This is a genomic window from Sediminicoccus sp. BL-A-41-H5, assembly GCF_050632405.1.
Classification (GTDB): Bacteria; Pseudomonadota; Alphaproteobacteria; order Acetobacterales; family Acetobacteraceae; genus Roseococcus.
Genome location: NZ_CP192601.1, coordinates 1608465 through 1632139, shown reverse-complemented (window position 1 = coordinate 1632139; position 23675 = coordinate 1608465). Strand labels below are relative to the sequence as shown.

Annotated in this window: 23 protein-coding genes and 1 tRNA gene; 19 read left to right on the top strand and 5 right to left on the bottom strand. The window is 70.2% G+C overall.

The window, feature by feature from the left end; all coding sequences use genetic code 11:
* Nucleotides 1-3: 3 nt before the first annotated feature.
* Together ACQ860_RS08145 and lpxC are read right to left on the bottom strand one after the other, a co-directional pair.
* Nucleotides 4-855: an outer membrane protein assembly factor BamD gene (locus ACQ860_RS08145; RefSeq protein WP_431302884.1), complete on the bottom strand. Its 852-nt coding sequence runs from the start codon at nucleotides 853-855 to the stop codon at nucleotides 4-6.
* Between the two features lie 83 nt (nucleotides 856-938).
* Nucleotides 939-1910: a UDP-3-O-acyl-N-acetylglucosamine deacetylase gene (gene lpxC / locus ACQ860_RS08140; protein ID WP_431302883.1), complete on the bottom strand. Its 972-nt coding sequence runs from the start codon at nucleotides 1908-1910 to the stop codon at nucleotides 939-941.
* 318 nt (nucleotides 1911-2228) lie between these two features.
* On the opposite strand from lpxC, the gene ACQ860_RS08135 reads away from it, so the two are divergent.
* The 3 genes from ACQ860_RS08135 (at nucleotide 2229) to ACQ860_RS08125 (ending at nucleotide 4849) form a co-directional block, all read left to right on the top strand.
* Nucleotides 2229-2873, top strand: coding sequence for a LolA family protein (locus ACQ860_RS08135; RefSeq protein WP_431302882.1), 645 nt, complete (start codon nucleotides 2229-2231; stop codon nucleotides 2871-2873).
* Nucleotides 2874-2937: 64 nt separating this feature from the next.
* Complete coding sequence (locus ACQ860_RS08130; protein ID WP_431302881.1) at nucleotides 2938-3726, top strand: gamma-glutamyl-gamma-aminobutyrate hydrolase family protein; 789 nt, start codon at nucleotides 2938-2940, stop codon at nucleotides 3724-3726.
* A 436-nt stretch (nucleotides 3727-4162) separates the two neighbouring features.
* Nucleotides 4163-4849, top strand: coding sequence for a fumarylacetoacetate hydrolase family protein (locus ACQ860_RS08125; protein ID WP_431302880.1), 687 nt, complete (start codon nucleotides 4163-4165; stop codon nucleotides 4847-4849).
* Nucleotides 4850-4869: 20 nt separating this feature from the next.
* Here the strand turns inward: ACQ860_RS08125 and ACQ860_RS08120 are convergent, their stop codons facing one another.
* The gene (locus ACQ860_RS08120; RefSeq protein WP_431302879.1) at nucleotides 4870-5808 is read right to left on the bottom strand and encodes a hypothetical protein; all 939 of its coding nucleotides are present in this window, start codon (nucleotides 5806-5808) and stop codon (nucleotides 4870-4872) included.
* Nucleotides 5809-5936: 128 nt separating this feature from the next.
* Here ACQ860_RS08120 and ACQ860_RS08115 point away from each other — a divergent pair, with 128 nt between their 5' ends.
* The 8 genes from ACQ860_RS08115 to ACQ860_RS08080 all read left to right on the top strand — a co-directional run bounded on the left by ACQ860_RS08115 (nucleotide 5937) and on the right by ACQ860_RS08080 (nucleotide 14235).
* Entirely contained in the window at nucleotides 5937-6869 is a 933-nt protein-coding gene (locus ACQ860_RS08115; protein ID WP_431302878.1) for a lysophospholipid acyltransferase family protein, read from the top strand.
* Nucleotides 6870-7036: 167 nt separating this feature from the next.
* Nucleotides 7037-8416, top strand: coding sequence for a tRNA (N6-isopentenyl adenosine(37)-C2)-methylthiotransferase MiaB (gene miaB, locus ACQ860_RS08110; RefSeq protein ID WP_431302877.1), 1380 nt, complete (start codon nucleotides 7037-7039; stop codon nucleotides 8414-8416).
* Nucleotides 8413-9483 carry a PhoH family protein gene (locus ACQ860_RS08105; RefSeq protein WP_431302876.1) on the top strand — a complete coding sequence of 357 codons (1071 nt, stop codon included), beginning with the start codon at nucleotides 8413-8415 and terminating at the stop codon, nucleotides 9481-9483. Before miaB ends, ACQ860_RS08105 begins: the two co-directional genes overlap by 4 nt.
* Complete coding sequence (gene ybeY, locus ACQ860_RS08100) at nucleotides 9467-9973, top strand: rRNA maturation RNase YbeY (protein WP_431302875.1); 507 nt, start codon at nucleotides 9467-9469, stop codon at nucleotides 9971-9973. Before ACQ860_RS08105 ends, ybeY begins: the two co-directional genes overlap by 17 nt.
* Nucleotides 9974-10008: 35 nt before the next feature.
* The gene (locus tag ACQ860_RS08095) at nucleotides 10009-10857 is read left to right on the top strand and encodes a hemolysin family protein (protein ID WP_431302874.1); all 849 of its coding nucleotides are present in this window, start codon (nucleotides 10009-10011) and stop codon (nucleotides 10855-10857) included.
* A 43-nt stretch (nucleotides 10858-10900) separates the two neighbouring features.
* Entirely contained in the window at nucleotides 10901-12430 is a 1530-nt protein-coding gene (gene lnt / locus ACQ860_RS08090) for an apolipoprotein N-acyltransferase (protein WP_431302873.1), read from the top strand.
* A gap of 228 nt (nucleotides 12431-12658) precedes the next feature.
* Complete coding sequence (locus ACQ860_RS08085) at nucleotides 12659-13108, top strand: helix-turn-helix domain-containing protein (RefSeq protein ID WP_431302872.1); 450 nt, start codon at nucleotides 12659-12661, stop codon at nucleotides 13106-13108.
* Between the two features lie 155 nt (nucleotides 13109-13263).
* Complete coding sequence (locus ACQ860_RS08080; RefSeq protein ID WP_431302871.1) at nucleotides 13264-14235, top strand: Bug family tripartite tricarboxylate transporter substrate binding protein; 972 nt, start codon at nucleotides 13264-13266, stop codon at nucleotides 14233-14235.
* A gap of 5 nt (nucleotides 14236-14240) precedes the next feature.
* Here ACQ860_RS08080 and ACQ860_RS08075 read toward each other — a convergent pair whose 3' ends face one another.
* On the bottom strand, nucleotides 14241-14753 hold the full coding sequence (locus ACQ860_RS08075; protein ID WP_431302870.1) for a hypothetical protein: 513 nt from the start codon (nucleotides 14751-14753) through the stop codon (nucleotides 14241-14243).
* A 179-nt stretch (nucleotides 14754-14932) separates the two neighbouring features.
* Between ACQ860_RS08075 and ACQ860_RS08070 the strand changes: the two genes are divergently transcribed.
* The 8 genes from ACQ860_RS08070 (at nucleotide 14933) to ACQ860_RS08035 (ending at nucleotide 23541) form a co-directional block, all read left to right on the top strand.
* On the top strand, nucleotides 14933-16222 hold the full coding sequence (locus ACQ860_RS08070) for a glutamate-5-semialdehyde dehydrogenase (protein ID WP_431302869.1): 1290 nt from the start codon (nucleotides 14933-14935) through the stop codon (nucleotides 16220-16222).
* A 153-nt stretch (nucleotides 16223-16375) separates the two neighbouring features.
* Nucleotides 16376-17227 carry a 2-keto-4-pentenoate hydratase gene (locus ACQ860_RS08065; RefSeq protein WP_431302868.1) on the top strand — a complete coding sequence of 284 codons (852 nt, stop codon included), beginning with the start codon at nucleotides 16376-16378 and terminating at the stop codon, nucleotides 17225-17227.
* Nucleotides 17224-17856, top strand: a complete 633-nt coding sequence (locus tag ACQ860_RS08060) for a nicotinate-nucleotide adenylyltransferase (RefSeq protein ID WP_431302867.1) — start codon at nucleotides 17224-17226, stop codon at nucleotides 17854-17856. Before ACQ860_RS08065 ends, ACQ860_RS08060 begins: the two co-directional genes overlap by 4 nt.
* 432 nt (nucleotides 17857-18288) lie before the next feature.
* On the top strand, nucleotides 18289-18738 hold the full coding sequence (gene rsfS / locus ACQ860_RS08055) for a ribosome silencing factor (RefSeq protein WP_431302866.1): 450 nt from the start codon (nucleotides 18289-18291) through the stop codon (nucleotides 18736-18738).
* 3 nt (nucleotides 18739-18741) lie between these two features.
* Nucleotides 18742-19203, top strand: coding sequence for a 23S rRNA (pseudouridine(1915)-N(3))-methyltransferase RlmH (locus ACQ860_RS08050; protein WP_431302865.1), 462 nt, complete (start codon nucleotides 18742-18744; stop codon nucleotides 19201-19203).
* Nucleotides 19204-19219: 16 nt separating this feature from the next.
* Entirely contained in the window at nucleotides 19220-20998 is a 1779-nt protein-coding gene (gene dnaG / locus ACQ860_RS08045) for a DNA primase (RefSeq protein ID WP_431302864.1), read from the top strand.
* Between the two features lie 43 nt (nucleotides 20999-21041).
* Nucleotides 21042-22958, top strand: a complete 1917-nt coding sequence (gene rpoD / locus ACQ860_RS08040) for an RNA polymerase sigma factor RpoD (protein ID WP_431302863.1) — start codon at nucleotides 21042-21044, stop codon at nucleotides 22956-22958.
* A 13-nt stretch (nucleotides 22959-22971) separates the two neighbouring features.
* Nucleotides 22972-23541 carry a GNAT family N-acetyltransferase gene (locus ACQ860_RS08035; RefSeq protein ID WP_431305735.1) on the top strand — a complete coding sequence of 190 codons (570 nt, stop codon included), beginning with the start codon at nucleotides 22972-22974 and terminating at the stop codon, nucleotides 23539-23541.
* Between the two features lie 10 nt (nucleotides 23542-23551).
* Here ACQ860_RS08035 and ACQ860_RS08030 read toward each other — a convergent pair.
* Nucleotides 23552-23625: transfer RNA gene (locus tag ACQ860_RS08030), tRNA-Ile, on the bottom strand.
* Nucleotides 23626-23675 lie beyond the last annotated feature (50 nt).

Sequence of the window (23675 nt, the reverse complement as noted above, 5' to 3'; positions counted from 1 at the left end):
CCGCTAGAACACGCTGTTCCAGGCCCGCCGGAAGAGGCCGGGACGGTCCCCCGGCGCCATCTGGGCGCCTGGCGTCAGCATGGCGTAGCTGTCCTGGTACCAGGCATTGCCCGGGAAGTTATGGCCCAGCACCGAGGCCGAGCGCGCGGCTTCGTCGCGCAAGCCCAGCGCCAGATACATCTCGGTCAGCCGGTGCAGCGCCTCCGGCACGTGGTTGGTGGTCTGGTAGTCCTCGACCACGCGGCGGAAACGGCCGATGGCGGCGCTGTAGAGACCCTGGCGCATGTAGAATCGGCCGATGTTCATCTCACGGCCGGCCAGGTGGTCACGCGCCAGGTCCATCTTGAGGCGGGCGTCACGCGCATAGGCGGTGTTGGGGAAGCGGTTGGCCACGTCCTGCAGGGCCGTCAGTGCCGTCTCCGTGCCACGCTGGTCGCGCTGGCTGTCGGCGATCTGCTCGTAATAGGCGAGACTGCGGAGGTAATAGGCGTAGGCGATGTCCCGATGGGCCGGGTGCAGCTGGATGAAGCGGTCGAGCGTGCCGATGGCCTCGGTGTAGCGGTTGCGCATGTAGTCGCCATAGGCCGCCATGATCTTCGCGTTGGTGGCCCAGGTGGAATAGGGGTGCTCACGCTCCAGCGTCTCGAAGATATCGACAGCCTGCTGGTAGCGCTGCGCCTGCAGGGCCTCGATGCCGGCCGCGTAGAGCGATTCCGGCGAGCGATCCACCAGACCGGTACCGGCGGGCGGCGTGCGGAACAGGCCGGCGGCCGAGCCATCCCACTGGGTGACGCCACAGCCGGAGAGCGGCAGCGCGAAGGCAAGGAACAGGGCGGCACGAGAGAGTGGGCGCATGTGCGATGAAGGCTCCGATCGGCGGGCTCTATACCATGGGAGCCGCCGATGCGCACAAGTGGGCGGTCAGCGCCGCAAGGACCTCAGGCGGCGACGAGCTTCTCGCGCTCCGCCTCGGCCAGGGTCTGACCGCCGGTGGAACGCCAGTTGCGGCTATCCGCCAGCAGCGCGAGCAGGAGCTGGTTGTTCAGCGCGTGGCCCGAGCGATGGCCGGTGAAGCGGGCGAGCAGCGGGGCGCCGGCGAGCGCCAGATCCCCCACCACATCGAGCAGCTTGTGGCGCACGAACTCGTCCGGGCGGCGCAGGCCGCCGGGGTTGAGGATCATCGGGCCATCCACCACCACGGCATTGGCGAGGCTGCCGCCCTGGGCGAGGCCGGCGGCGCGCAGGCGGGCCACATCCTCGGCGAGGGTGAAGGTGCGGGCATCGGCCAGTTCGCGGCGGAAGCTCTCCACCGAGATGCGCATGGAAAGGGCTTGCCGGCCGATCGCGGTCTCGCCGAAGTCGATGCTGAGCGTGGCGTCGAAGGCGGGCTCGGGGTTCGGCGAGAGTTCGGCCCAGCCGCCCTGGCTATCCTCGACGCGGACGCGGCGCAGCACCTCGATGGCCGCGCGGGGGGCATAATGCTCCACCGTGCCGGCGCAATCGATCAGGAAGAGGAAAGGAGCGGCGGAGCCGTCCAGGATGGGCACCTCGGGGCCGTCCAGCTCGACGCGGGCGTCATCGATGCCGGCGGCGGCGAGTGCGGCCATCACATGCTCGATGGTGCCGACGCGCGCCTCGCGGTTGCCGGGCAGGCCGATCTGCGTGCAGAGGCGGGTCTCCACCACCAGGTCATGCCGGGCGGGGATATCCAGGCCGAGATCGGTGCGATGGAAGACGATGCCGGTGCCGAGCGGGGCGGGCTTCAGCGTCAGCGCGATCATCCGGCCCGTGTGAAGGCCGATACCGCGGCAGCCGATGCTGCTCGCCAGCCGGCGCCGGGTCAGGCCATAGGGGGCCGCGCCGAAACCTTGAGGGCCGTAGCCATGCGTCAATGGAGCGAAACCATCCATGTGTTGAAAGCCCCCGTTTGACCGGACCACGTTTGACCGCAGTGGTGCATCCCCCGCACCTCGTCCGGAGCCAGAATGTGACAGCCGCGATGACATGCCGCCAGTCAAGGGTTGTTTCTCAATATTTCGCCATAACATACTGAAAACATGTCATTTTGATGGTGAGTTTTACGCCCGAATTTCGCCATTTTCGTGCGGGTCCGTATCATCTCGCCGCAAAGCAGCATGCCAGGGCAGGCCCTCGCCGCCGGGCGCGCCCCATATGAAGCATCGTCACGAGGCCTTTCTTTGGCCGGCGTCCGGGACCACAAGAGGCGCATGAACCGACGCCCGCTTCTGGCCCTCCCCAGCCTCCTCCTGGCCGCGCCCGCCGCGGCGCAAGCGCCCGCGCGGCCCTTGCCCGCCCTGACCGAGGCCGACCGTGCCGCACTCGGCCGGATCGAGGCCTATTTCAACGGCATGACCACACTGCGCGCCCGCTTCCTGCAGATCGCACAGGGCGGGGCAGCGGCCGAGGGCACGGCCTGGATCTGGCGCCCGGGCCGCATGCGCTTCGAATACGACCCGCCCGAGCCGACGCTGCTGATCGCCGCCGATGGCCAGTTCTTCCATTACGACCGGCAACTCAAGCAGCCCACGATCGTGCCGCTTTCCTCCACCCCGCTCAGCCTCTTGCTGCGCAACCCACTGCGTCTCTCGGGCGACCTCACCGTCGCGGGCTTCGAGCGGGCGGGCGGGCTGCTGCGCGTGACCGTGCACCGCACCAACCAGGCGGCCGAGGGGCAGATCCAGCTCATCCTGGAGGAGCAGCCCATGGCGTTGCGCCAGTGGGTCGTGCTGGACCCGCAGGGGCGCAGCACGCGCGTCACGCTGACTCAGGTACAGATGGGCGAGCGCTTCGATCCCTTCCTCTTTGCCTTCAACGATCCGCGATTCCGCGAGGAACTTGAGCAACAGCGATGAAATTTCGACGCACCAGGCGTCCAAATGCCTTGAATCCGCCGCATCCGCTTGGTTTGTTGCCATGATGCGACCGATCATTGGCATCTCCTGCTGCGTGAAGGCCTTCGGGATCTTCAACACGCCCAACCACGCCGCCTCCGACAGCTATGTGCGCGTGGTGCTGGGCCCTGTGGGCGGGGTGCCCGTGCTGCTGCCGGCGGCGGGCGAGAGCCTCGCGCCGCAGATCCTACCGCGACTCGACGGCCTGATCCTCACCGGCAGCCGCAGCAATGTCTGGCCCGGGCATTATGACGGCCCCGACCATGCCGAGGGCACGCCCGAGGACCAGCAGCGCGATGCCACCACGCTGCCGCTGATCCGCGCCGCCATCGCCGAGGGCGTGCCGCTTCTGGCCATCTGCCGCGGCATGCAGGAGCTGAACGTGGCCCTTGGCGGCTCGCTCGACCAGCGCATCCAGGACCTGCCGGGCCGGATGGACCATTCCACCCCCTCCGACCAGCCGATCCCGCTGGTGCGCACCGGCAAGGCGCATGCGGTTCGGCTCGCGCCCGAAGGGTTGTTGCACGAACTCGCAGGCGCCACGGAGATGCCGGTCAACTCCCTGCACAATCAGGGCGTGCAGCGCCTCGCGCCGCGGCTCGAGGCCATGGGCTGGGCGCCGGACGGGACGGTAGAGGCGGTGCGCGTCCGCCAGGCGCCGGGCTTCGCCTGGGGCGTGCAATGGCACCCGGAGTATGACTGGGAGAAGGACGCCTTCAGCCGCCGCATCTTCGAGGCCTTCGGCGAGGCCTGCGCGCGCCGCGCCGCTCGCCCGCCGGCGCGCGTGGCGACGCTGCAGGAGGCCGCCGAATAAGGCAAAATTCCGCCCGGATCACGCTTCATTGGAGTCGATTGGGCTTGGCTTCCAACCTATGTCGCGGTATGACTCACACGCCGGCGGTGGTTCATCCGCTGGTGGACGTCCCGATTCCCCCAATCGGCTCGCCCGACCTTTCCGATCGGAAGTATGAACAGTATGGGCGCCCGACCACCCCCCTGGTCGGGCGCTTTCTGTTTGCCCCCATGGTGGAGCCCGGTTCTTTGATTCCGACCAAAACACCCTGGCATCCGCGCCGAAGCCGGGTCAAGGCGACCCGTGCCGCCCGCCGGCAGGTTTCCCACCCGGCAAAGCTGGTCTAGACCTTCCGCGCTGAGGTGACATCACCGAGGCGGTGATTCACCCATCCCGAACTTGGCCTGGCTCCGGTTTCCCGCGGCCGGGCCGCCCGGCCTTTCCGGAAGGAGCGCCCATGCCCGAATATGTCGTCCCGCCCCCCGCCATTTCCGCCGTGCCGATCAAGGGCAGCAGCGCCATGTTCCCGGTGCGCCGCATCTTCTGCGTCGGCCGCAACTACGCCGAGCATGCGATCGAGATGGGCTCGGACCCGACGCGCGAGCCGCCCTTCTATTTCACCAAGCCGGCTGACGCCCTGGTGATCAACGGCGCGGACATGCCCTATCCGAGCGTCACCAAATCCCTGCATCACGAGATGGAACTGGTGGTCGCCATCGGCACGGGCGGCAAGAACATCGCCGTGGCTGACGCGCTGAAGCATGTCTGGGGCTATTGCGCCGGTCTCGACATGACCCGCCGCGACATCCAGAACGAGGCGAAGAAGACCGGCCGCCCATGGGACATGGGCAAGGGCTTCGATCTCTCGGCCCCCATGGGCGCCCTGATCCCCGCCGCCGGCTTCGACCCCTCCCGCGGCAAGATCGAGCTGAAGGTGAACGGCAAGGTCACCCAGACCTCCGACCTCTCCAAGCTCATCTGGTCGGTGCCCGAGGTGATCGCGAACCTCTCCGAACTGGTCGAACTCGCTCCGGGTGACCTCATCATGACCGGCACGCCCGAGGGCGTGGCCGCCGTGGTGCGCGGCGACGTGCTGGAAGGCTTCGTCGAGGGCGTGGGCGAGATCAGGACGAAGATCGTCTGAGACCCGCCGGGCGGTGCGGGTCAGCCCGTGCCGCCCAGCAGCCGGGCCAGCGGGCCCGGCTCCAGCGCGGCCAGAACCGGGTGCGGGCCGAAGCTCTCCCCCGCGGCCGTTTCCAGCACATGGAGCGCGGCGGCCGTGAGCGGGACCGCCGTCTGGCTGGCCCGCGCCATGGCCTCCAGGAAGGCGAGGCCGCCGCCCGTCTCGCCGAGCGGCGGCCGTTGCGCCGGCAGCCCGCCCTGCTCGGTGACGAGCGCTGCGATGCCGGGCAGGCCGCTGCGGCCGGTCGCAGCACCCACCGCGTCGCGCTCCGCCGCCAGGCCGAGCAGCAGCCGGCCCACCGCATGCGGCACGCCCGCCGGCGCCAGAATCCGCGCCGCCTCGATCAAGGCGCCGGGCTCGGCGAGGCTCGCCGCCAGGATGTCCCTCAGCGGTTCGACCGGCAGGCCGAAGAGCCGCTCGGCGAGGATCGCCAGATCCGCCGTCGCTTCGCACGGCAGCCCGCCGAGCCAGAGGCGCGGCCGCAGCGCCGTCACCTCCACCACGCCGTTCGCCCCGCGCGCGGCCAATGCCGGCGGGACGGCGAGCGCGCCCAGGCGCGGCACGAAGCCGCGCGCCGAGGCAAGCTGATGCAACAGGGCCGGGGCCAGGCCCGAAGCGGGCACGAAGAGGATGTCAGGCTCGCCCACCAGCGCGCTGGCCAGGCGTTGCAGGATGGCGGGCTGCGCCACGGGAGGCAGGGCGATGAGGATCGCCTCCGCGGCTTCCGTCGCGCGCCAGAGGTCGGCCGCGACGCGGATGCGCCAGTTCCCCTCCAGCACGCCGCTCGTGGCGAGCTGGTTCCCCAAATGCCGCGTGCCGCCACCCCGCGGCGACCATAGCGTCACATCATGCCCGCGCCAGGCCATCAGCGCCGCCATGGCGCTCCCCGATGGCCCAGCGCCGAGCATGGCGACCCTCATGGCCTCGCTTCATCCTCCATCCGAGGGCGGCACGTTGCGCCGCCGTCCGGCCGCGCCGCAACATCTGTCACGCAGGATTCGCCATCTCGTCATTGCTCTGTGCGCCGACGCGCGATAGCGAGCGCGGCATGAGCACGGACGCGCAGATTCTGCCTAGCCCCGCCAATCCCAGCATGGTCGCCGAGGCCAAGCCGCAGGCGCGCCGCATGAAGCGCGGCCGCCCCCTGCGCTTTCAGCCCCGCCTGCCTGGCCCGCTCTGGAACGATGTGCTGGGCGAGCGGCCGGTGGGCGGGCGCCTGCGCGCGATCCGCCGGATCTCGACCGCGATCCTCTTCACCCTCTTTTGCATCCCCATCCAGGCGGTGCTGCTGAAACTGCCCGGGACGGCCAAGAACCGATTCCCGCGCTTCTATCACCGCACCCTCTGCTGGCTGATCGGCCTGAAACTGCGCGTGATCGGCACGCCCTGCCAGCGGCCGCGCACGCTCTACATCTCCAACCACTCCTCCTGGCTCGACATCCTGGTGCTGGGCGCGACGCTGGATGCGCGCTTCGTCTCCAAGGCGGAGGTGGCGGAATGGCCGCTGATCGGCTGGGTCTCCAAGCTCGGCCGCTCGGTCTTCGTCAGCCGCAACCGCGGCCGCACGGGCAGCGAGGCGCAGGAGCTGCGTTCGCGGCTGGAGGCGGGGGACAGCATCATCCTCTTCCCCGAGGGGACGACGAGCGACGGCGCCCGCGTGCTGCCCTTCCGCTCCTCCTTCTTCTCGGTGGCCGATGCGGCGGAGCGGATCCAGCCGCTCACTGTGGTCTATGACCGGCTGGGCGGGCTGCCGGTGGGGCGCAAGGACCGCCCGCTTTTCGCCTGGTATGGCGACATGGAGACGGGCAGCCATGCCTGGACCCTGCTGCGCCGCACCGGCGCGCGGGTGACGGTGGTGCTGGACGAACCCTTCGCCCCCGATGCGGCGCCCGACCGCAAGGCGCTGGCGGCCCGCCTCGGCCGCTCCATCACCGAGACGGCGGCCGTGCTGCGGCAGAACCGGGAGGTGGTGAAGGCTTGAATCCGCTTGACCAATACGGCGGCGATTTGACAGCTTCGAACCCATGAATGGTCTGCCCCCCTTGCCGGATCGGGGCCGCTCTTCTTGACCGCGCGGCTCAGGCTCCGCATCTGCTCCCGCTGGATCGCTCCAGGGTCTCACCTGTGGGCGGACAGCGAGGACCCCGTATGACCGACATTCTCCCCCCGCCTTCGGGCAAGAAGCGCCTTTTCCTGCGCTCCTGGGGTTGTCAGATGAACGTCTATGACAGCGCCCGCATGGCGGATGTGCTGGCGCCGCTCGGCTATGCGCCGGTGGATGCGCCCGAGGGCGCGGACATGATCATCCTCAACACCTGCCACATCCGCGAGAAGGCGACGGAGAAGCTGTTTTCCGAGCTCGGCCGCCTGCGCCAGTTGAAGCAGGCGCGCGAGGCGGAGGGCGGCGAGATGGTGCTGGCCGTCGCCGGCTGCGTCGCCCAGGCGGAGGGCGCCGAGATCACGGCCCGCGCGCCCTATGTGGACATCGTGCTGGGCCCGCAGAGCTACCACAAGCTGCCCGAGATGGTGGCCCGCGCCGCCCGCACCGGCCGCGCCGTGGTGGAGACGGAGTTCCCCGTCGAGGAGAAGTTCGACTTCCTGCCGGAGGTCAGCGCGCCGCAAGGCGTGACCGCCTTCCTGACCATCCAGGAGGGCTGCGACAAGTTCTGTTCCTTCTGCGTCGTCCCCTACACCCGCGGCGCCGAATACAGCCGCCCCGTCGCCGCCGTTCTGGCCGAGGCGCGCAAGCTGGTGGGGCAGGGCGCGCGGGAGATCACGCTGCTCGGCCAGAATGTGAACGCCTATCACGGCGCGGCGGAGGAGGGGGGCGAGTGGGGCCTGGCGCAGCTGCTGCGCGCGCTCGCCGAGATCCCGGGCCTCGATCGTCTGCGCTACACCACCTCCCACCCGCGGGACATGGATGATGCGCTGATCGCGGCGCACCGTGACATTCCGGCCGTCATGCCCTTCCTCCACCTGCCGGTCCAGTCGGGCAGCGACCGCGTGCTGGCGGCGATGAATCGCGGCCACACGGCGGAGGAATATCTGGCGCTGGTGGACCGGCTGCGCGAAGCCCGGCCCGATCTGGCACTCAGCACCGACATCATCGTGGGCCATCCGGGCGAGACCGAGGCGGATCATGAGGCGACCATGGCGCTGATCCGCCGGGTCAAGTTCGCCCAGGCTTTCTCCTTCAAGTATTCGCCGCGCCCGGGCACTCCGGCCGCCGGCGCGCCGCACCGGGTGGATGAGCCCACGAAGGATCGCCGCCTGCAGGAAGTGCAGGCCCTGCTGCGCGACCAGCAGGCGGAGTTCAATGCGAGCCTGACCGGCCAGACCGTGCCCGTGCTCTTCACCGGGCCGGGCCGCCAGGCGGGGCAATTGTCGGGGCGCACGCCCTGGCTGCAACCCGTGCATGTGCCGGGACCTTTATCGCTCGTCGGTGCCACCGCCCCGGTGTTCATTCGCGCCGGCAACCCCAATTCCCTCGCTGGGGAATTGGCCCAACAGGAGAAGACAGCCGCTTGAGCAACGCCCTCGCCCTGCGCAATCGCCCAGCCTCCCCGCCATCTTCCGAGAGCCGCAGCGTCACGCTGCAATTCGAGGACAACGCGCTGCTCCCCCTTCTCTATGGCGAGCATGACCGGCACCTGGCGCGGATCGAGCAGCGATGCGGGGTCCGATTGGCAAGCCGCGGCAACCGGCTGACCATCACTGGAAGTTCCGAGCGGACGGGCATGGCCGAGCAGGTGCTGCGCGGCCTCTGGCGCGGGATCGAGCGCGGCCAGGCGCCCGGCGCCTCCGAGGTCGAGGCCGCCATCCGCATGGCGGAGGGCGAGTTGGAACAGGACCCGCGCCTGCCGCTGCAGGATGTGCCGCAGATCCGCACCCGGCGCGGCGCCATCGCGCCCCGGACGCCGGCGCAATCGGCCTATATGGAAACGCTCGCCAAGCACGAGATGGTCTTCGGCATCGGCCCGGCCGGCACGGGCAAGACCTATCTGGCCGTGGCGCAGGGTGTGGCCCTGCTCCAGGCGGGCCGGGTGGACCGGATCGTGCTGAGCCGCCCTGCCGTCGAGGCCGGCGAGCGGCTGGGCTTCCTGCCGGGCGACATGAAGGAGAAGGTGGACCCCTATCTCCGCCCCCTCTACGACGCGCTGCATGACATGCTGCCGGCCGAGCAGGTGACGCGGCGCCTCGCGGCGGGCGAGATCGAGATCGCCCCGCTCGCCTTCATGCGGGGCCGGACGCTGGCCCATTGCTTCGCCATCCTGGACGAGGCGCAGAACACCACCCCGGCCCAGATGAAGATGTTCCTGACCCGCATGGGCGAGGGCACGCGCATGGCGATCACGGGCGATCCCTCCCAGGTGGACCTGCCCTATGGGCAGAAATCCGGCCTCGTCGAGGCGATTTCCATCTTGCGGGATGTCCCGGGAATTGGTTTCACCCATTTCGATGAGCGGGATGTGGTAAGGCATCCGCTCGTGGGCCGGATCGTCTCGGCCTATGGGAAGATGGAGGGCGCGCGGCCCGCTTCATCCGAAGCGCGCGGTCGTGTCGCCGGGAAGGAGTTGAATGTCACCGGGAAGTAGTCCGCCCGGCGGGGAGAGTTCCACCGCCGGGCTTGCCGAGGTCGAGGTCATTTTCGCGGCACCCGGCTGGCGTGGCGCCGTCCCCGCAGTGGAGGCCCTGGCCCGCCGCGCGGTCGAGGCAACGCTGGCCGATCAACGCGAATGCGGGCACCTCACCCTCCTCCTGACCGATGACGCCGAGATCCGCCGCCTCAATGGTGGGTTCCGCGGCAAGGAGAAGGCGACGAACGTCCTCTCCTTTCCCGCGCCCTTCGGCAGCATGACGCTGGGTGACCTCGCCGTCTCGCTCGGCGTGCTGCGGCGCGAGGCTTTGGCCGAAGGACGGACCTTGCCGGCACATTTCGCCCATCTCGTGGTCCATGGCACGCTGCACCTGCTGGGCCATGACCACCTGGCCGCGGGCGAGGCGATGCTGATGGAGCGCACCGAGGCGCGCATCCTGCACCGGCTGGGCTTCCCCAACCCCTGGCGCACGCGGTGGGCCGCCTGATGCCTTCCGATCACCAACCCCCCGCCCGCCCGCCCATGATACGCCGCCTGCGCGGCCTCTTCGCCAAGCGCGAGGAAAGCCTGCGCGATCGCGTGGAGGAACTGATCGAGGCGCCAGACGCGTTGGCCCCCGATGGCCGCACGCTCGACCCGCATGAGCGCTCGCTGCTCTCCAACGTGCTGAAGCTGCGGGGGGCCACCGCCTATGACGTGATGCTGCCGCGCGCCGACATCATCGCGCTGCCCGCCGACCTCACGCTCGACCAGGCGGTTGCGGCGATCCAGCGTGAGGGCCACAGCCGCTATCCGGTCTATGAGAACCAGCTCGATGACGTGCTGGGCATGGTCCACATCAAGGACATCATCGCGGCCGTGGGCCGCCAGGCTCCCTTCAGCCTGCGCGCCATCCTCCGCAAGCCGCTTCTGGTGGTGCCAAGCGTGCCGGTGCTGGACCTGCTGCTGCGCATGCGCGAGGCGCGGATGCACATGGCGCTCGTTGTGGATGAATATGGCGGCATTGACGGCCTGATCACCATCGAGGACCTGGTCGAGACCATCGTGGGCGACATCGCCGACGAGCATGACGAGATCGACGCGCCGCAGATCACCGAGCGGGGCGAGGGCGTGCTGGAGCTCGACGCCCGCACCGAAATCGAGAAATTCGAGGCGAAGATCGGCCCGGTCCTGACCGAGGAGGAGCGGAATGCCGACATCGACACGGTGGGCGGCCTGGTGCTGACCATGGCCGGCCGCGTGCCGGCGCGGGGCGAGATCTTCTCGCACCCGTCGGGGCTCGAATTCCGCGTGCTGGATGCCGATGCGCGGCGCATCCGGCGGCTGCGCGTCCGCCGCCCGATCGAGGGTGGGAAGGCGGCCGCCGAATAGCGGGGCTTGCCCGGCGCGGGCGGATGGCCTCCTTCTGCGCCGCATGCCCGCTTTCCTGTCGAACCGTCCCTGGCTGCTGGCCTTCCTGCTCGGCGCATTTTCCGTCCTGGCGCTGCCGCCAGTGCATGCGGTGCCCGTGCTGCTTGCGACGATTCCGGGCTTCCTCTGGCTGATCGGGCGCGCGCCGGGCTGGCGACGGGCGGCCTGGTGGGGCTTCGGCTTCGGCTTCGGGTTCCACCTGGCGGGGCTCTACTGGGTTACGCATTCGCTCTTCACCGATATCGGCCGCTGGTGGTGGCTGGTGCCGGTGGCGGCCCCCGGCATCGCGCTGCCCATGGCGCTGTTCGGCGTGATCCCGGCGTTGGCTGGCTTTCTCCTCCCCACGGGCTGGCGGCGCTGGCTCGGCTTCGGCGCGGCGTGGGTGGCCGCCGAATTGCTGCGCGGCGTGCTCTTCACCGGCTTCCCCTGGAACCTGCTGGGCACCGTCTGGGCCTTCCACCCGCTGCCGCTGCAACCGGCCGCCGTGATCGGCGTGCATGGCCTTTCGCTGCTGACGGTGCTGCTGGCGGGACTGCCCGTTCTGCGCCACCGCGCGGCCTGGGCGGGCGGCCTGGCCGTGCTGCTGCTCTGGATGGGCTTTGGCGCTTGGCGTCTCGCTGGCGATGCCCCGCGGGACCACGCGGTGCGGCTGGTGCTGGTGCAGGGCAATGTGGCGCAGGACACGAAATGGGACCCCGCGCGGCGCATGCCGATCTTCCAGCGCTACCTGGATCTCTCGGGGGAGGGGGCGCGTGCGGCGGTGGCGGCGCATCCGGGCGAGCCGGTGCTGGTCATCTGGCCGGAGACGGCGAGCCCCTTCCTGCTGGCGCAGGATGCCGAGGCGATGCGCCTCGCCGGCGCCACCCTGCCGCCCCAGGCGCTGCTGCTGGCGGGGACGGTGCGGGCCGAATGGGGCGCCGACGGCAGGCTCCAGGCCCTGTTCAACAGCCTCGTCGCCCTCGACCCCACGGGCCGGGCGGTGGGCCTCTTCGACAAGGCGCATCTCGTGCCCTTCGGCGAGTACATGCCGCTTGGCGGCATCCTGCCCATCCGCATGGTGACGGGCGGCGTGGATTTTTCGGCCGGGCCGGGGCCGGAGGTTCTGCGCCTGCCGCACGGCCTGCCCTCGCCCGGGCCGCTCATCTGCTACGAGGTGATCTTCCCCGGCCGGGTGGTGGGGGAGGAGCGGCCCGCCTGGCTGCTGAATGTGACCAATGACGCCTGGTTCGGCGTCTCGGCCGGCCCTTATCAGCATCTCGCCGCGGCCCGGCTGCGCGCCGTGGAGGAGGGGCTGCCCATGGTGCGGGTGGCGCAGACGGGTGTCACCGCCATCTTCGATGCAACCGGACGCGAGCGAGTCCGGTTGGGCTTGGGGGATTCGGGCGTGGTGACAGCCGCCCTGCCGGCGGCGCTGGCGCCGACGGTCTTCGCGCGCGGCGGGCTCTGGATTCCGCTGGCGCTCATGGCGATTTGCTTTTTGTTTTCCGGAGCTTGGCGCCGCTTATCTAACGGTGAGAATAGACGACTTTTTTAGCGCATGATTTTAATTATTGAGAATTCCCAAAAATATTGACGCTTTCTTGGCCGGGAGGTAAACACAACCCTAAGGCTGGGTTGTCGAGGGCGTTGCAATCGCACGTCCGGATCGCTGCATGTGCAAGGATTGCAGGAAAGCTCGGGCCGCCGTGCCGAGAAAGCGACAAAAGTCAGGCGGTAGCGCAACGAGGACCGAGCAGAGGCGCGTTTTGAGATGAGAGAAGCAATGTCGAGCGGCGATACGACCGAGAAGGTTGAGAAGGAACACCGGCCCAGCCCGATTGACGTGCATGTGGGCTCACGTGTGCGCCTGCGCCGCACCCTGCTCGGCATGAGCCAGGAGCGCCTGGGCGAGGCGCTCGGCCTGACCTTCCAGCAGGTCCAGAAATATGAGCGTGGCGTGAACCGCATCGGCGCGTCCCGCCTGTTTGACCTCTCGCGCGTCCTCGACGTGCCGATCAGCTTCTTCTTCGACGACCTGCCCGGCTCGGTCGGCGGCAGCCAGGGCTTCGCCAACCGCGTGGCCGGCTTCGCCGAGACGCAGGAGGGGTTCGGCGACGACACGCTGCACCGGCGCGAGACGCTGGAGCTGGTGCGCGCCTATTACCGCATCTCGGACCCCTCGGTCCGCAAGCGGGTCTTTGACCTCATCAAGGCGATGACGCCCGTCGAGTGAGCGGGCGGGGCTGCGGCCCCGTTGCCGCTTTGCTGGGCGAACGCGCGCGGCTTGCGCAACCCTCGGCGCGCGCCCCGGCTTCCGGGGAACAAACTCACCTTGGTCGGCGGCGCCGCCGGCCCTAGCCTGCCGGCGTTGCCATGGAGCGCGCCCTGATGATCAACCGCCGCCACGCCCTGCTCGCCCCCCTTGTGCTGGCCACACCGGCGCTGGCCCAGCAGGATTGGCCGGCGCGGCCGATCCGCGTGGTGCTGCCCTTCGCCGCCGGCGGCTCCTCCGACATCGCGGCCCGGCTGATCGCGCCTCGCCTCGGCGCGGTGCTGGGGCAGCAGATCCTGATCGAGAACCGCGGCGGCGGTGGCGGCAACATCGCGGCCGAGGCGGTGGCCCGTGCCGCTCCCGACGGCTACACCATCTTCCAGGGCAATATCGGCGTGCTGGCGGTGAACCCCACGCTGTATCGCAGCCTGCCCTTCGACGTGGAGCAGAGCTTCCAGCCCATCGCCCACATCAATTCGGTCGCGAACATCCTCTGCTCGCCCGCCGATCGCCCCTGGCGCAGCGTGGCCGAGTTGCGCGCCGCGATGCTGGCGGCACCCGAACGCATCCGCGCCGGCAATTCCGGCCCCGGCTCGATCGGGCATCTGGCGGTGGTGCAGTTCGATCACCTGGCCGGAACGCGCTCGGTCCATGTGCCCTATCGGGGCGGCGGGCCCATGTCCACGGACCTGATCGCGGGCCATCTGGACTACGCCTTTGCTACCGCACCCACCGTGCTCTCCGCGCTGGAATCGGGCCGGTTGCGCGCCTTGGCCATCGGCACGGCCACGCGCAGCGCGCTCCTGCCGAACCTGCCGACCGTGGCTGAGGCCGGGGTCGCCGGCTTCGAGGTCTCCAACTGGGATGCCTGGCTCTTCCCGCGCGGGGTCGCCCCTGGCATCACGGAACGGATGGCGGCGGCGCTGCGGGCGCTGCTGGCCGATCCTGAGCTGCGCACGGAATTCGCGCGGCGCGGCATGGAGACCATGCCGGCGAGCGGGCCGACGGAGCTTGCCGCCAGCATCCGCGCCGAGACGCTGCGCTGGGCGCCGATGGTGCGCGCTAGCGGTGCGACACCGGATGGCTGATCGCCTCAGTTGCGGCTGAAGCCGATCAGCACCAGGCGGTCCTCGCCGAGATCGAGCCAGGCGGTGTAGCTCCCGACACTGGTCTGGCCCGGCCCGCGGGTCACGACGCCGGTCGCGCGCAAGGGGCGGATCTCGAGCTGGTAGGTGGGGGAGAGCGCCTCGCCGGGCGCGAGCCGCGCCTGCGCCTCGGCGCGCCAGGCGCGCGCGTCGAGATGCACCCAGTTCCGCAGCGGTTCCCGCCGCAGCCAGACTTCATCCAGCGGCGTCACGCTGCCCGTCACGGGCGCGACAGGGAGGCGTATCAGCAGGCCGCGCGGCGTGGGCATCTGCTCGGGCCGCTGCGGCTCGCCATAGCCCGGCTCGGTCCAGGCGACCACCTCGCCGCGCTGCTTCACCACCATCATGCGGAAGTGCATATCGCCCGAGCCGGCGCGGGGGGCGTAATACACGCGGCCCTGGATCTCCCAGCTCAGGCCATCCGGCATGTCGCCGCGGCGCAGCACGGCGCAGCTTCGCATCGGCGTGGGGTCCCGGTAGCCGGGCGTGGGGGTGCAGCCAGCGGGCTGGGCCAGCGCTGGCGCCAGAAACGCAAAAATTAAACTCGCAGCAATGTAAATCACGAGTTGTATCGTCCGGCGAGACGCGGCGCGAAGCAAGATGTTTGGCGCGCCCTTTCGCCCGGCGGTCCAACCGCGCTATGGCTCCTGACAGGAGAGCCCCCGTGAACGCCATCACCGACGCCACCGCGCAACTTCTCGACACCGCCGCCCGCGCCGCCCGCCTGGCCGCGGGGGAATTGGCCCGCGCCGGCACCGCGCCGAAGAACGCCGCCCTGCGCGAGGCCGCCGCCGCCATCCGCGCCCAGGCGCCGGCCCTCCAGGCCGCGAACGAGACCGACCTCGCCGCCGCACCCAACCTCTCCGCCAGCTTTCGCGATCGCCTGACCCTCACCCCCGCCCGCATCGAGGCGATGGCCAAGGGCCTGGAGGAGGTGGCGGACCTGCCCGACCCCGTGGGCCGCGTCCTGGCCGAGTGGACGCGCCCCAACGGGTTGCGATTCCAGCGCGTGGCGCAGCCGCTCGGCGTCATCGGCATGATCTTCGAGAGCCGCCCCAATGTGACGGCGGATGCGGGCGCGCTCTGCCTGAAGGCGGGCTCGGCCGTGCTGCTGCGCGGCGGCAGCGAGAGCGCGCATTCCGCCCGCGCCATCGCGGATTGCCTGCGCCAGGGCCTCCGCGCCGCCGGCCTGCCCGAAGCCGCGATCCAGCTTGCCCCCACGCAGGACCGCGCCTTCGTGGGTGCGATGCTGCGCGCGGCGGGGCTGATCGACCTCATCATCCCGCGCGGCGGGAAGGGCCTCGTCACCCGCGTGATGGAGGAGGCGCGCGTACCCGTGCTCGCCCATGCCGAGGGGCTCTGCCACACCTATGTGCATGCGGCGGCCGACCCTGCGATGGCGCGCGCCGTTCTTCTCGATGCCAAGCTGCGCCGCACCGGCGTCTGCGGTTCGACCGAGACGCTGCTGATCGACGCCGCCGTCGCGCCCACGCTGCTGCCCCTGCTGGTCGGCGACCTTGCCGCCAAGGGCTGCCGCTTTCACGCCGACGCGCGCGCGCGCGCGGTCTGCCCGGAGCTGGACGCCGCGACCGACGAACACTTCGCCACCGAATGGCTCGACGCGGTGCTGAACATCGCCGTGGTGGACGGCGTCGAGGCTGCGCTCACGCATATCCGCCGCTTCGGCAGTGAGCACACCGAGGCGATCATCACCGAGGATGCGGCTGCCGCCGAGGCTTTTCTCGCCGGCATCGACTCCTCCGTCGGCCTCTGGAATGCCTCCACGCAGTTCTGCGATGGCGGCGAGTTCGGCTTCGGGGCCGAGATCGGCATCGCGACCGGCCGCATGCATGCGCGCGGCCCGGTCGGCCTCGAACAGCTCTGCACCTTCCGCTACCGGGTGACAGGTACGGGGCAGGTGCGGGGGTAAGCTTCCGCTTCCCTCGCGCGCTGGAACGGCGGGACCGTGGTCCGCGCTCGCTGGATCACGGTCCCGCCTTGTTGAGAGGATGATTCACCGCTTCGGTGATTCCACCTCAGCGGATCATGCTCTAGTCTCCCGAAAACCCCGGGAGAGACCCAGATGCGCCACCTTCTCCTCGCCGCCGCCGCGAGCCTTGCCATCGCCGGCCCCGCACTCGCCGCCTGCCCGAGCGACGAGGCGGTGGAGGCGCTGTCCCGCGCGCTGCTGACCAATACGCCCGCGCAACCGCTCACCGGCATGACGAGCCTCGCCGATGGGCAATGCGCGCAGGACAAGCTGGTCGCCATCATGGTGCGGCACTGGGGGCGCCCGATCGGCTACAAGGTGGGCCTGACCAACCCCGCCGCCCAGCAGCGCTTCGGCGTCTCCCATCCTGTGACGGGCACGATCTATGAAAGCACCGTCCGCCTGCAATCCGGCGCCGAGGTGCCGGCCCGCTTCGGTTCGGTGCCGACGGTGGAGGCCGACCTCATGGTCCGCGTGCGCGACGAAGCGATCAACCAGGCACGCACCCACATGGACGTGCTGCGCGCCATTGACGTGATCATCCCCTTCATCGAGTTGCCGGACCTCGTGCTCGCTTCGGGCATGGATGGGCCGAACCTGCTCGGCATCAACGTCGGCGCGCGGCTGGGCGTGGTGGGCGAGGCGATCCCGGTGCAGGTGAGCGAGGAATTCGCGGCGCGGCTGGCCAGCATGACCGTGGTCCTCGCCAGTGACCAGCGCGAGTTGGCGCGCGCGCCGGGCACCGCGCTGCTGGGCCACCCGCTGAACGTCATCCCCTGGCTGGCGCAGGACCTCGCCTCGCGCGGGGAGCGGCTGCGCGTGGGCGAGATGATCTCGCTCGGCGGCTTCTCGCCCGCGCTGCCGACCGAGGCGGGGCGGACCTACACCGTCACCTATGACGGGCTGCTGGCCGCGCCGGTCTCGGTGAACGTGCGGACGCGTTGAGGGAGCTTCCGGGCCGCTTCGGCGATGGCAGGCGCCAGCGGATCGGCCTGCTGGGCGGGAGCTTCAACCCTGCCCATGCCGGCCATGCCCATGTGGCGCTGGCCGCCCTGCGCGCGCTCAAGCTCGACCGGGTGTGGCTGATGGTCTCGCCGGGCAATCCGCTGAAGCCGGTGCGCGGCATGGCGCCCTTCGCGGAGCGGCTGGCGAGTGCGCGCGGCGTGGCGCGGGATCAGCGCATCCTCGCCACCGACATCGAGCGGCGGCTCGGCACGCGCTACACTCATCGCACGCTGGCGCTGCTGCGGCGCCGCTTTCCGCGCTCGCGCTTCACGCTGATCCTGGGTGCCGACAACCTCGCGCAGCTGCCGCGCTGGCGGCGCTGGCGGGAGATCGCGCGCGACACGCCCCTGGCGGTGCTGCCGCGGCCGGGCTACAGCCGGCCAGCGTTGCGCGGCCAGGCGGCCTCGGTGCTGCGGCACCGGCGGCGGCGCGCGGCGGCCCTGCACGCTTCGCGCTGGACGGCGGGCGCCCCCTGGTGCTTTGTGCCCGCGGCGGAGCGGGCGATTTCGGCGACCGCCATCCGGGCGGCCTCGGCAGGGGCCGGGCCGCCCAAAGAACCGACGAAGTGAGAGACCGAGCGCATGGCGCGGACACCTGACGAGACCAAGAAGCCGGCCCGCAAGCCCGCTGCTGCCCCGCGCGCTGCCAAGCCCGCGACTGCCAAGCCGAAGGCCGCGCCTGCCCGCGTCAAGGCGGCCGAGGCGCCCGCCCGCAAGCCGGCGGCCAAGGCCGGCGCTGCGCCTGCGCCCAAGCCCGCTGCCGCGCCGGCACGGAAGACCAGTGCCGCGCCTGCGCGCAAGCCAGCCGCTGCGCCCTCGCGCAGGCCTGCCGCTACGCCGTCACGCAAGCCGGCCGCTGCGCCATCGCGCAAATCTCCCGCTGCGCCGTCGCGCAAGGCCAGCGCCAAGCCCGCCACCCCGGCCAAGTCGCCGGCCAGCCGCGCCAAGGGCGCCGAGGCACCCGCCCCCGCCAAGGCCAAGCCCCGCGCCACCACCGCGACCGTGCGTGCCGCCCCCAAGGCCAAGCCCGCCGCAGCCCCCAAGCGCGCAGCCCCCAAGCGCGCCCGCGCGCCCAAGGTCGATCCCAACCGGCTGGAGCGCCTGGTCGAGGCCGCGCGGAAGAGCCTGGACGACGACAAGGCGGTGGACATCGTCGTGCTCGACGTCACCAACCGCGCCAGCTACGCCGACCGCCTGATCATCGCGACCGGCCTGGTCGGCCGGCAGATCGAGGCGATGGCCACGCATGTGGATGACGCCCTGGCCAAGGAGGGCATGCATCTGCGCCGCAGCGCCTTCAGCAAGAGCGAGGAATGGGTGCTGATCGACGCGGGCGACCTTGTCATCCATCTCTTCACGCCCGAGGCGCGGCTGAAGTTCGACCTCGAGAAGATGTGGGGCCCCGACAGCCCGATGGGCGAGGCCGCGCCCGGCGAGCAATCGCCGATCTGACGGGTGAAGGCCCGGCTGGTTACCATCGGCCGCTTCAAGTCGGGCGCCGAGGGCGCGCTTTTCGCGCAATACAACGCCCGGCTGCGCCCGCCGCTGGAGCTGACCGAAATCCCGGAAGCGACAGGCAGCCCGGCCGAGGCGCGGCGGCGGGAGGGCGCGGCGATCCTCGCCGCACTTCCCGCGAACTCCCTGCTGGTGGCGCTCGACCTGGGTGGGGCCGCGCCCAGCAGCGAGGCGCTGGCGCAGCTGACCGGGCGCTGGGAGGCGGCGGCGCGGCCGCTCTGCTTCGCCATTGGCGGCGCCGAGGGGCTGGACCCGGCGGTGACGCAGCGGGCGGAGCACCGGCTCTCGCTCGGGCCGCTCACCTGGCCGCATCTGCTGGTCCGCGCGCTGCTGGCCGAGCAATTGTTTCGCGCGCAATGCATCCGGGCCAATCACCCCTACCACCGCGCCTGGCGGCCGTGAGATAGATCGCGGTCGCATGGCCCTCCCGCCCAACTTCCTCGATGAGCTTCGCGCCCGCACGCCCATGCCGTCGCTGGTCGGGCGGCGCGTGCGGCTGACCAAGTCGGGGCGGAACTGGAAGGGCCTCTGCCCCTTCCACAACGAGAAGTCCCCCTCCTTCTACGTGTATGACGACAGCTTCCACTGCTTCGGCTGCGGCGCGCATGGCGATGCCTTCGCCTTCATCATGCGCGCCGAGGGCGGCGGCTTCATGGAGGCGGTCGAACGGCTCGCGGGCGAGGCGGGCCTGGAAGTCCCCAAGGCCAGCCCCGAGGCCGCCGCGCGCGAGCGCCGCGCCAAGGACCTTTATGGCGTCCTCCAGGCCGCCGAGGCCGCCTATGCCCGGCGCCTGCGCAGCCCCGAGGGGGCGGAGGGCCTGGCCTACCTCAAGCGCCGCGGGCTGACGGAGGAGACCATCGCCCGCTTCGGCCTCGGCTGGTCCGGCGCCGGGCGGGGCGCGCTGCTGGCCGAACTGCGCGAGGAGGGGATCGAACAGCGCCAGCTCATCGAGGCCGGGCTGATGCAGGAGCGGGATGAGGGAAAGGTGGTGGACCTCTTCTTCAACCGCGTCATGTTCCCGATCCGCGACCGGCGTGGCCGCACCATCAGCTTCGGCGGCCGCATCCTGGGCGATGGCCAGCCCAAATATGTCAACGGGCCGGAGACGGTGCTGTTTTCCAAGCGCCGCAACCTCTACGGCCTGGACCTGGCGCGGGAGGGGGTGTTCCGCGGCGCGCGGCTGATCGTGGCCGAGGGCTACATGGATGTGATCGCGCTGCATCAGGCGGGCTTCACCGGCGCGGTGGCGCCGCTCGGCACCGCGCTGACGGAGGAGCAGTTCCAGGCGCTCTGGCAGGTGAGCCCCGAGCCGGTGCTGTGCCTGGATGGTGATGCGGCCGGACAGCGCGCCGCCGCCCGCGCCGCCGAGGTGGCCATGCCCCTGCTGACGCCCGACCACACGCTGCGCTTCGTCACCTTGCCGACGGGTGAAGATCCCGACACGCTGATCCGTCAGAAGGGCGCGCGCGGCTTCCAGACCCTGCTGGACGCGGCACAACCCCTCTCGGAGGCGGTCTTCGGCCTGATCGTGGGCGGCAAGCTGCCCGAGGCGCCCGAGGCGCGTGCCGCGCTGCGCAACCGCCTCACCGGCATCGCCGGCAGCATCCCGGACAAGGCGCTGGCCAGCGAGTTCCGTGGCGATTTCCTCAATCGTTTCTTTGCTTTGTCTCGCGCGCCCGGTAAGCGGGCCGCCCCCCGCCACCCTCGTCCCGTGGCCGATCCGGAGGCCATCCGGGCCGAGCGGGCGCGGATCATCCTGGCGATCTGCATCCACCAGCCGGAGATCTTGCGCGATGCGGAAGAGCCTCTCGCCCTGCTTGAACTGCCCGACGGCCCCGCCCGGCAGGTGAGAGATGCGCTTTTGGCGTGGATCGGCGCCGCCGAACGCCTTGACTCGGCGGAGTTGATCGCCCACCTCGGCCAGAGCGGAATTGCAACAGCCAGTCAATGGGTGCTTCGCGCTGCCGGTCTGCCTCCCGAGGCCCGCCCCGGCGCGCAACCCAGAGAGGCGCTGGACGCTTTCTGGCAGATCTATGGTTTCCTCCGAGGGGAGGCGGAGCTGGCTGAGGACGCTCGGGCAGCTCAAAGGGCGTTCGCCGCGACCAACGACATGGCCGCGCAGAATCGCCTGATCCGCCTGACCGAGGCGCTGGACGCGCTCCGGCGCGGCGAGGCCGAGGAAGCCGACGCGGTATAGGGTAGGGGGATATTTTTCTCCCGCGATGCAAACGGAGTGACGCATGGCGACCAAGACGGCGAGTGGCAGCGATACGGCCGAGGCGCGTGAGGAAGCCGTTGACGGGGTGGTGCTCGACATCACCTCCGCCGCCGTCAAGAAGCTCATCGTGCGCGGCAAGGAGCGCGGCTACGTCACCTATGACGAGGTGAACGCCGCCATGCCGCAGGAGCAGGTGAGCAGCGAGTTCATCGAGGACACCCTCTCCTCCCTCTCGGAAGCCGGCATCAATGTCGTCGAGGCCGAGGAGTCCGAGGAGGGCGAGACCAAGGCCGCCAAGTCCGAGGATGGCGAGGAGAAGGAGGACGAGGAGGGCGGCGGCAATGTGGACGAGGAAAGCCTCGGCCGCACCGATGACCCCGTCCGGATGTACCTGCGCGAGATGGGCAGCGTCGAGCTGCTCTCGCGCGAGGGCGAGATCGCCATCGCCAAGCGCATCGAGGCCGGCCGTGACATGATGATCACGGGCCTCTGCGAGAGCCCGCTGACCTTCAAGGCCATCATCGCCTGGTATGAGGCGCTCAAGGCCGAGCCGCCGCGCATGCTGCTGCGCGACGTGATCGACCTGGAGGCCACCAACGCCGCCGACACGCCCGAGGGCGCGCCGCCCGAGCCCGAGGAGTTCGAGGAAGGCGAGGAGGGCGAGGGCATGGGCCTCTCCCTCTCCGCGCTCGAGGAAAAGCTGAAGCCCGACGTGATCGCCAATTTCGAGGCGATCCAGACCATCTTCACCAAGCTGAACAAGCTCTCCTCCAAGCGGATGGACGCCTATACCTCGGGCGAGGAGCTGGCCGGCCGGGGCGAGAAGAACTACGAGAAGCTGCGCCAGGAGCTCGTGCAGCTCGTCGAGAAGGTGCACCTCCACAACAACCGCATCGAGGAGCTGGTCGAGCAGCTCAAGGGCCTGAACCGCAAGCTGAACACGCTGGACGGCCAGGTGCTGCGCCTCGCGCTCGCGCAGAAGGTGAAGCGCGAGGAGTTCCTGGAGCATTGGATCGGCGCCGAGCTGGACCCGGGCTTCCTGGACCGCGTCTCCAAGCTCAAGGGCAAGGCCTGGCCGACCTTCGCGCTCAAGGCGCGGGACGAGCTGGAGGCCGTGCGCGTCGAGATCGGCGCGATCGCCTCCGCCACGGGCCTGCCGGTGGCCGAGTTCCGCCGCGTCTACAAGACCGTCTCCGCCGGCGAGCGGGACATGAACCAGGCGAAGAAGGAGATGATCGAGGCGAACCTGCGCCTCGTGATCTCCATCGCCAAGAAATACACCAACCGCGGCCTGCAGTTCCTGGACCTGATCCAGGAGGGCAACATCGGCCTGATGAAGGCCGTGGACAAGTTTGAATACCGCCGCGGCTACAAGTTCTCGACCTACGCGACCTGGTGGATCCGGCAGGCCATCACGCGCAGCATCGCCGATCAGGCGCGGACCATCCGCATCCCCGTCCATATGATCGAGACGATCAACAAGCTGGTCCGCACCAGCCGCCAGATGCTGCACGAGATCGGCCGCGAGCCGCAGCCCGAGGAGCTGGCCGAGAAGCTCGGCATGCCGCTCGAGAAGGTGCGCAAGGTGCTGAAGATCGCGAAGGAGCCGATCTCCCTCGAGACGCCGATCGGCGACGAGGAGGACAGCCACCTGGGCGACTTCATCGAGGACAAGAACGCGATCATCCCGCTGGATGCCGCGATCCAGTCCAACCTGCGCGAGGCCACCACGCGCGTGCTGGGTTCGCTCACCCCGCGCGAGGAGCGCGTGCTGCGCATGCGCTTCGGCATCGGCATGAACACCGACCACACGCTGGAAGAGGTCGGCCAGCAGTTCAACGTGACGCGCGAGCGCATCCGCCAGATCGAGGCCAAGGCGCTGCGCAAGCTCAAGCACCCCAGCCGCTCCCGCAAGCTGCGCAGCTTCCTGGAGACCTGAGCGGGCCATGGGGATGAGGCTGGTGGAGCCGACCACCCGCATCGCGGTGGATGTGACCTTCCTGCGCATGGACCGGCGCCCGCCCGGCCCCTTCGCCCATCTGCCCTATGGCCTGAAGGTCGAGACCTGCCTGCCGCGCTGCAGCGTGGCGCATTACCGCGAGCTCTATGCCACGGTCGGCCATGACTATGTCTGGTGGCTGCGGCGCACGCTCTCCGACGCCGAGCTGAATGCGGTGCTGGAGGATCGTGCCATCAGCATCCATGTGCTGCGCGACGCGGAAGGCGACCTGGGCTTCTACGAGCTGGACCGGCGCGGCTGGCCGGTGATCAACCTCGCCTATTTCGGCCTCTATCCGCGCGCGGTGGGGCTTGGCATCGGCATGGCCTTCCTGCAGCACGCGATCCGCGCGGCCTGGGAGGAAGCGCCCGTTGCCCTGACGGTGAACACCTGCACGGCGGACCATCCGCGGGCGCTGCCCAATTACATCAAGGCGGGCTTCACGAAGCTGCGGACGGTGCGCGAGGAATGGCCGGTGCCGGACCGCCTCGGCCTGCCCATCCCGGATCGCTTGCGCATCTGAGGCATCCCGATGCGCCCGGCAGGACTTGAACCCGCAACCAAGCCGTTATGAGCGGCCCGCTCTGACCAATTGAGCTACGGGCGCATGGGACCCTGCTTCTGCGGCGATTCACCACCCGGGATCAACCCCGATGG

What these genes read in the sequence shown, in the direction of transcription:
- ACQ860_RS08145 (WP_431302884.1), bottom strand. Translation starts at nt 855, where the DNA reads ATGCGCCCACTCTCTCGTGCCGCCCTGTTCCTTGCCTTCGCGCTGCCG.
- lpxC (WP_431302883.1), bottom strand. Translation starts at nt 1,910, where the DNA reads ATGGATGGTTTCGCTCCATTGACGCATGGCTACGGCCCTCAAGGTTTC.
- ACQ860_RS08135 (WP_431302882.1), top strand. Translation starts at nt 2,229, where the DNA reads ATGAACCGACGCCCGCTTCTGGCCCTCCCCAGCCTCCTCCTGGCCGCG.
- ACQ860_RS08130 (WP_431302881.1), top strand. Translation starts at nt 2,938, where the DNA reads ATGCGACCGATCATTGGCATCTCCTGCTGCGTGAAGGCCTTCGGGATC.
- ACQ860_RS08125 (WP_431302880.1), top strand. Translation starts at nt 4,163, where the DNA reads ATGCCCGAATATGTCGTCCCGCCCCCCGCCATTTCCGCCGTGCCGATC.
- ACQ860_RS08120 (WP_431302879.1), bottom strand. Translation starts at nt 5,808, where the DNA reads ATGAGGGTCGCCATGCTCGGCGCTGGGCCATCGGGGAGCGCCATGGCG.
- ACQ860_RS08115 (WP_431302878.1), top strand. Translation starts at nt 5,937, where the DNA reads ATGAGCACGGACGCGCAGATTCTGCCTAGCCCCGCCAATCCCAGCATG.
- miaB (WP_431302877.1), top strand. Translation starts at nt 7,037, where the DNA reads ATGACCGACATTCTCCCCCCGCCTTCGGGCAAGAAGCGCCTTTTCCTG.
- ybeY (WP_431302875.1), top strand. Translation starts at nt 9,467, where the DNA reads ATGTCACCGGGAAGTAGTCCGCCCGGCGGGGAGAGTTCCACCGCCGGG.
- ACQ860_RS08095 (WP_431302874.1), top strand. Translation starts at nt 10,009, where the DNA reads ATGATACGCCGCCTGCGCGGCCTCTTCGCCAAGCGCGAGGAAAGCCTG.
- lnt (WP_431302873.1), top strand. Translation starts at nt 10,901, where the DNA reads ATGCCCGCTTTCCTGTCGAACCGTCCCTGGCTGCTGGCCTTCCTGCTC.
- ACQ860_RS08085 (WP_431302872.1), top strand. Translation starts at nt 12,659, where the DNA reads ATGTCGAGCGGCGATACGACCGAGAAGGTTGAGAAGGAACACCGGCCC.
- ACQ860_RS08080 (WP_431302871.1), top strand. Translation starts at nt 13,264, where the DNA reads ATGATCAACCGCCGCCACGCCCTGCTCGCCCCCCTTGTGCTGGCCACA.
- ACQ860_RS08075 (WP_431302870.1), bottom strand. Translation starts at nt 14,753, where the DNA reads ATGCGAAGCTGCGCCGTGCTGCGCCGCGGCGACATGCCGGATGGCCTG.
- ACQ860_RS08070 (WP_431302869.1), top strand. Translation starts at nt 14,933, where the DNA reads ATGGCTCCTGACAGGAGAGCCCCCGTGAACGCCATCACCGACGCCACC.
- ACQ860_RS08065 (WP_431302868.1), top strand. Translation starts at nt 16,376, where the DNA reads ATGCGCCACCTTCTCCTCGCCGCCGCCGCGAGCCTTGCCATCGCCGGC.
- dnaG (WP_431302864.1), top strand. Translation starts at nt 19,220, where the DNA reads ATGGCCCTCCCGCCCAACTTCCTCGATGAGCTTCGCGCCCGCACGCCC.
- rpoD (WP_431302863.1), top strand. Translation starts at nt 21,042, where the DNA reads ATGGCGACCAAGACGGCGAGTGGCAGCGATACGGCCGAGGCGCGTGAG.
- ACQ860_RS08035 (WP_431305735.1), top strand. Translation starts at nt 22,972, where the DNA reads ATGAGGCTGGTGGAGCCGACCACCCGCATCGCGGTGGATGTGACCTTC.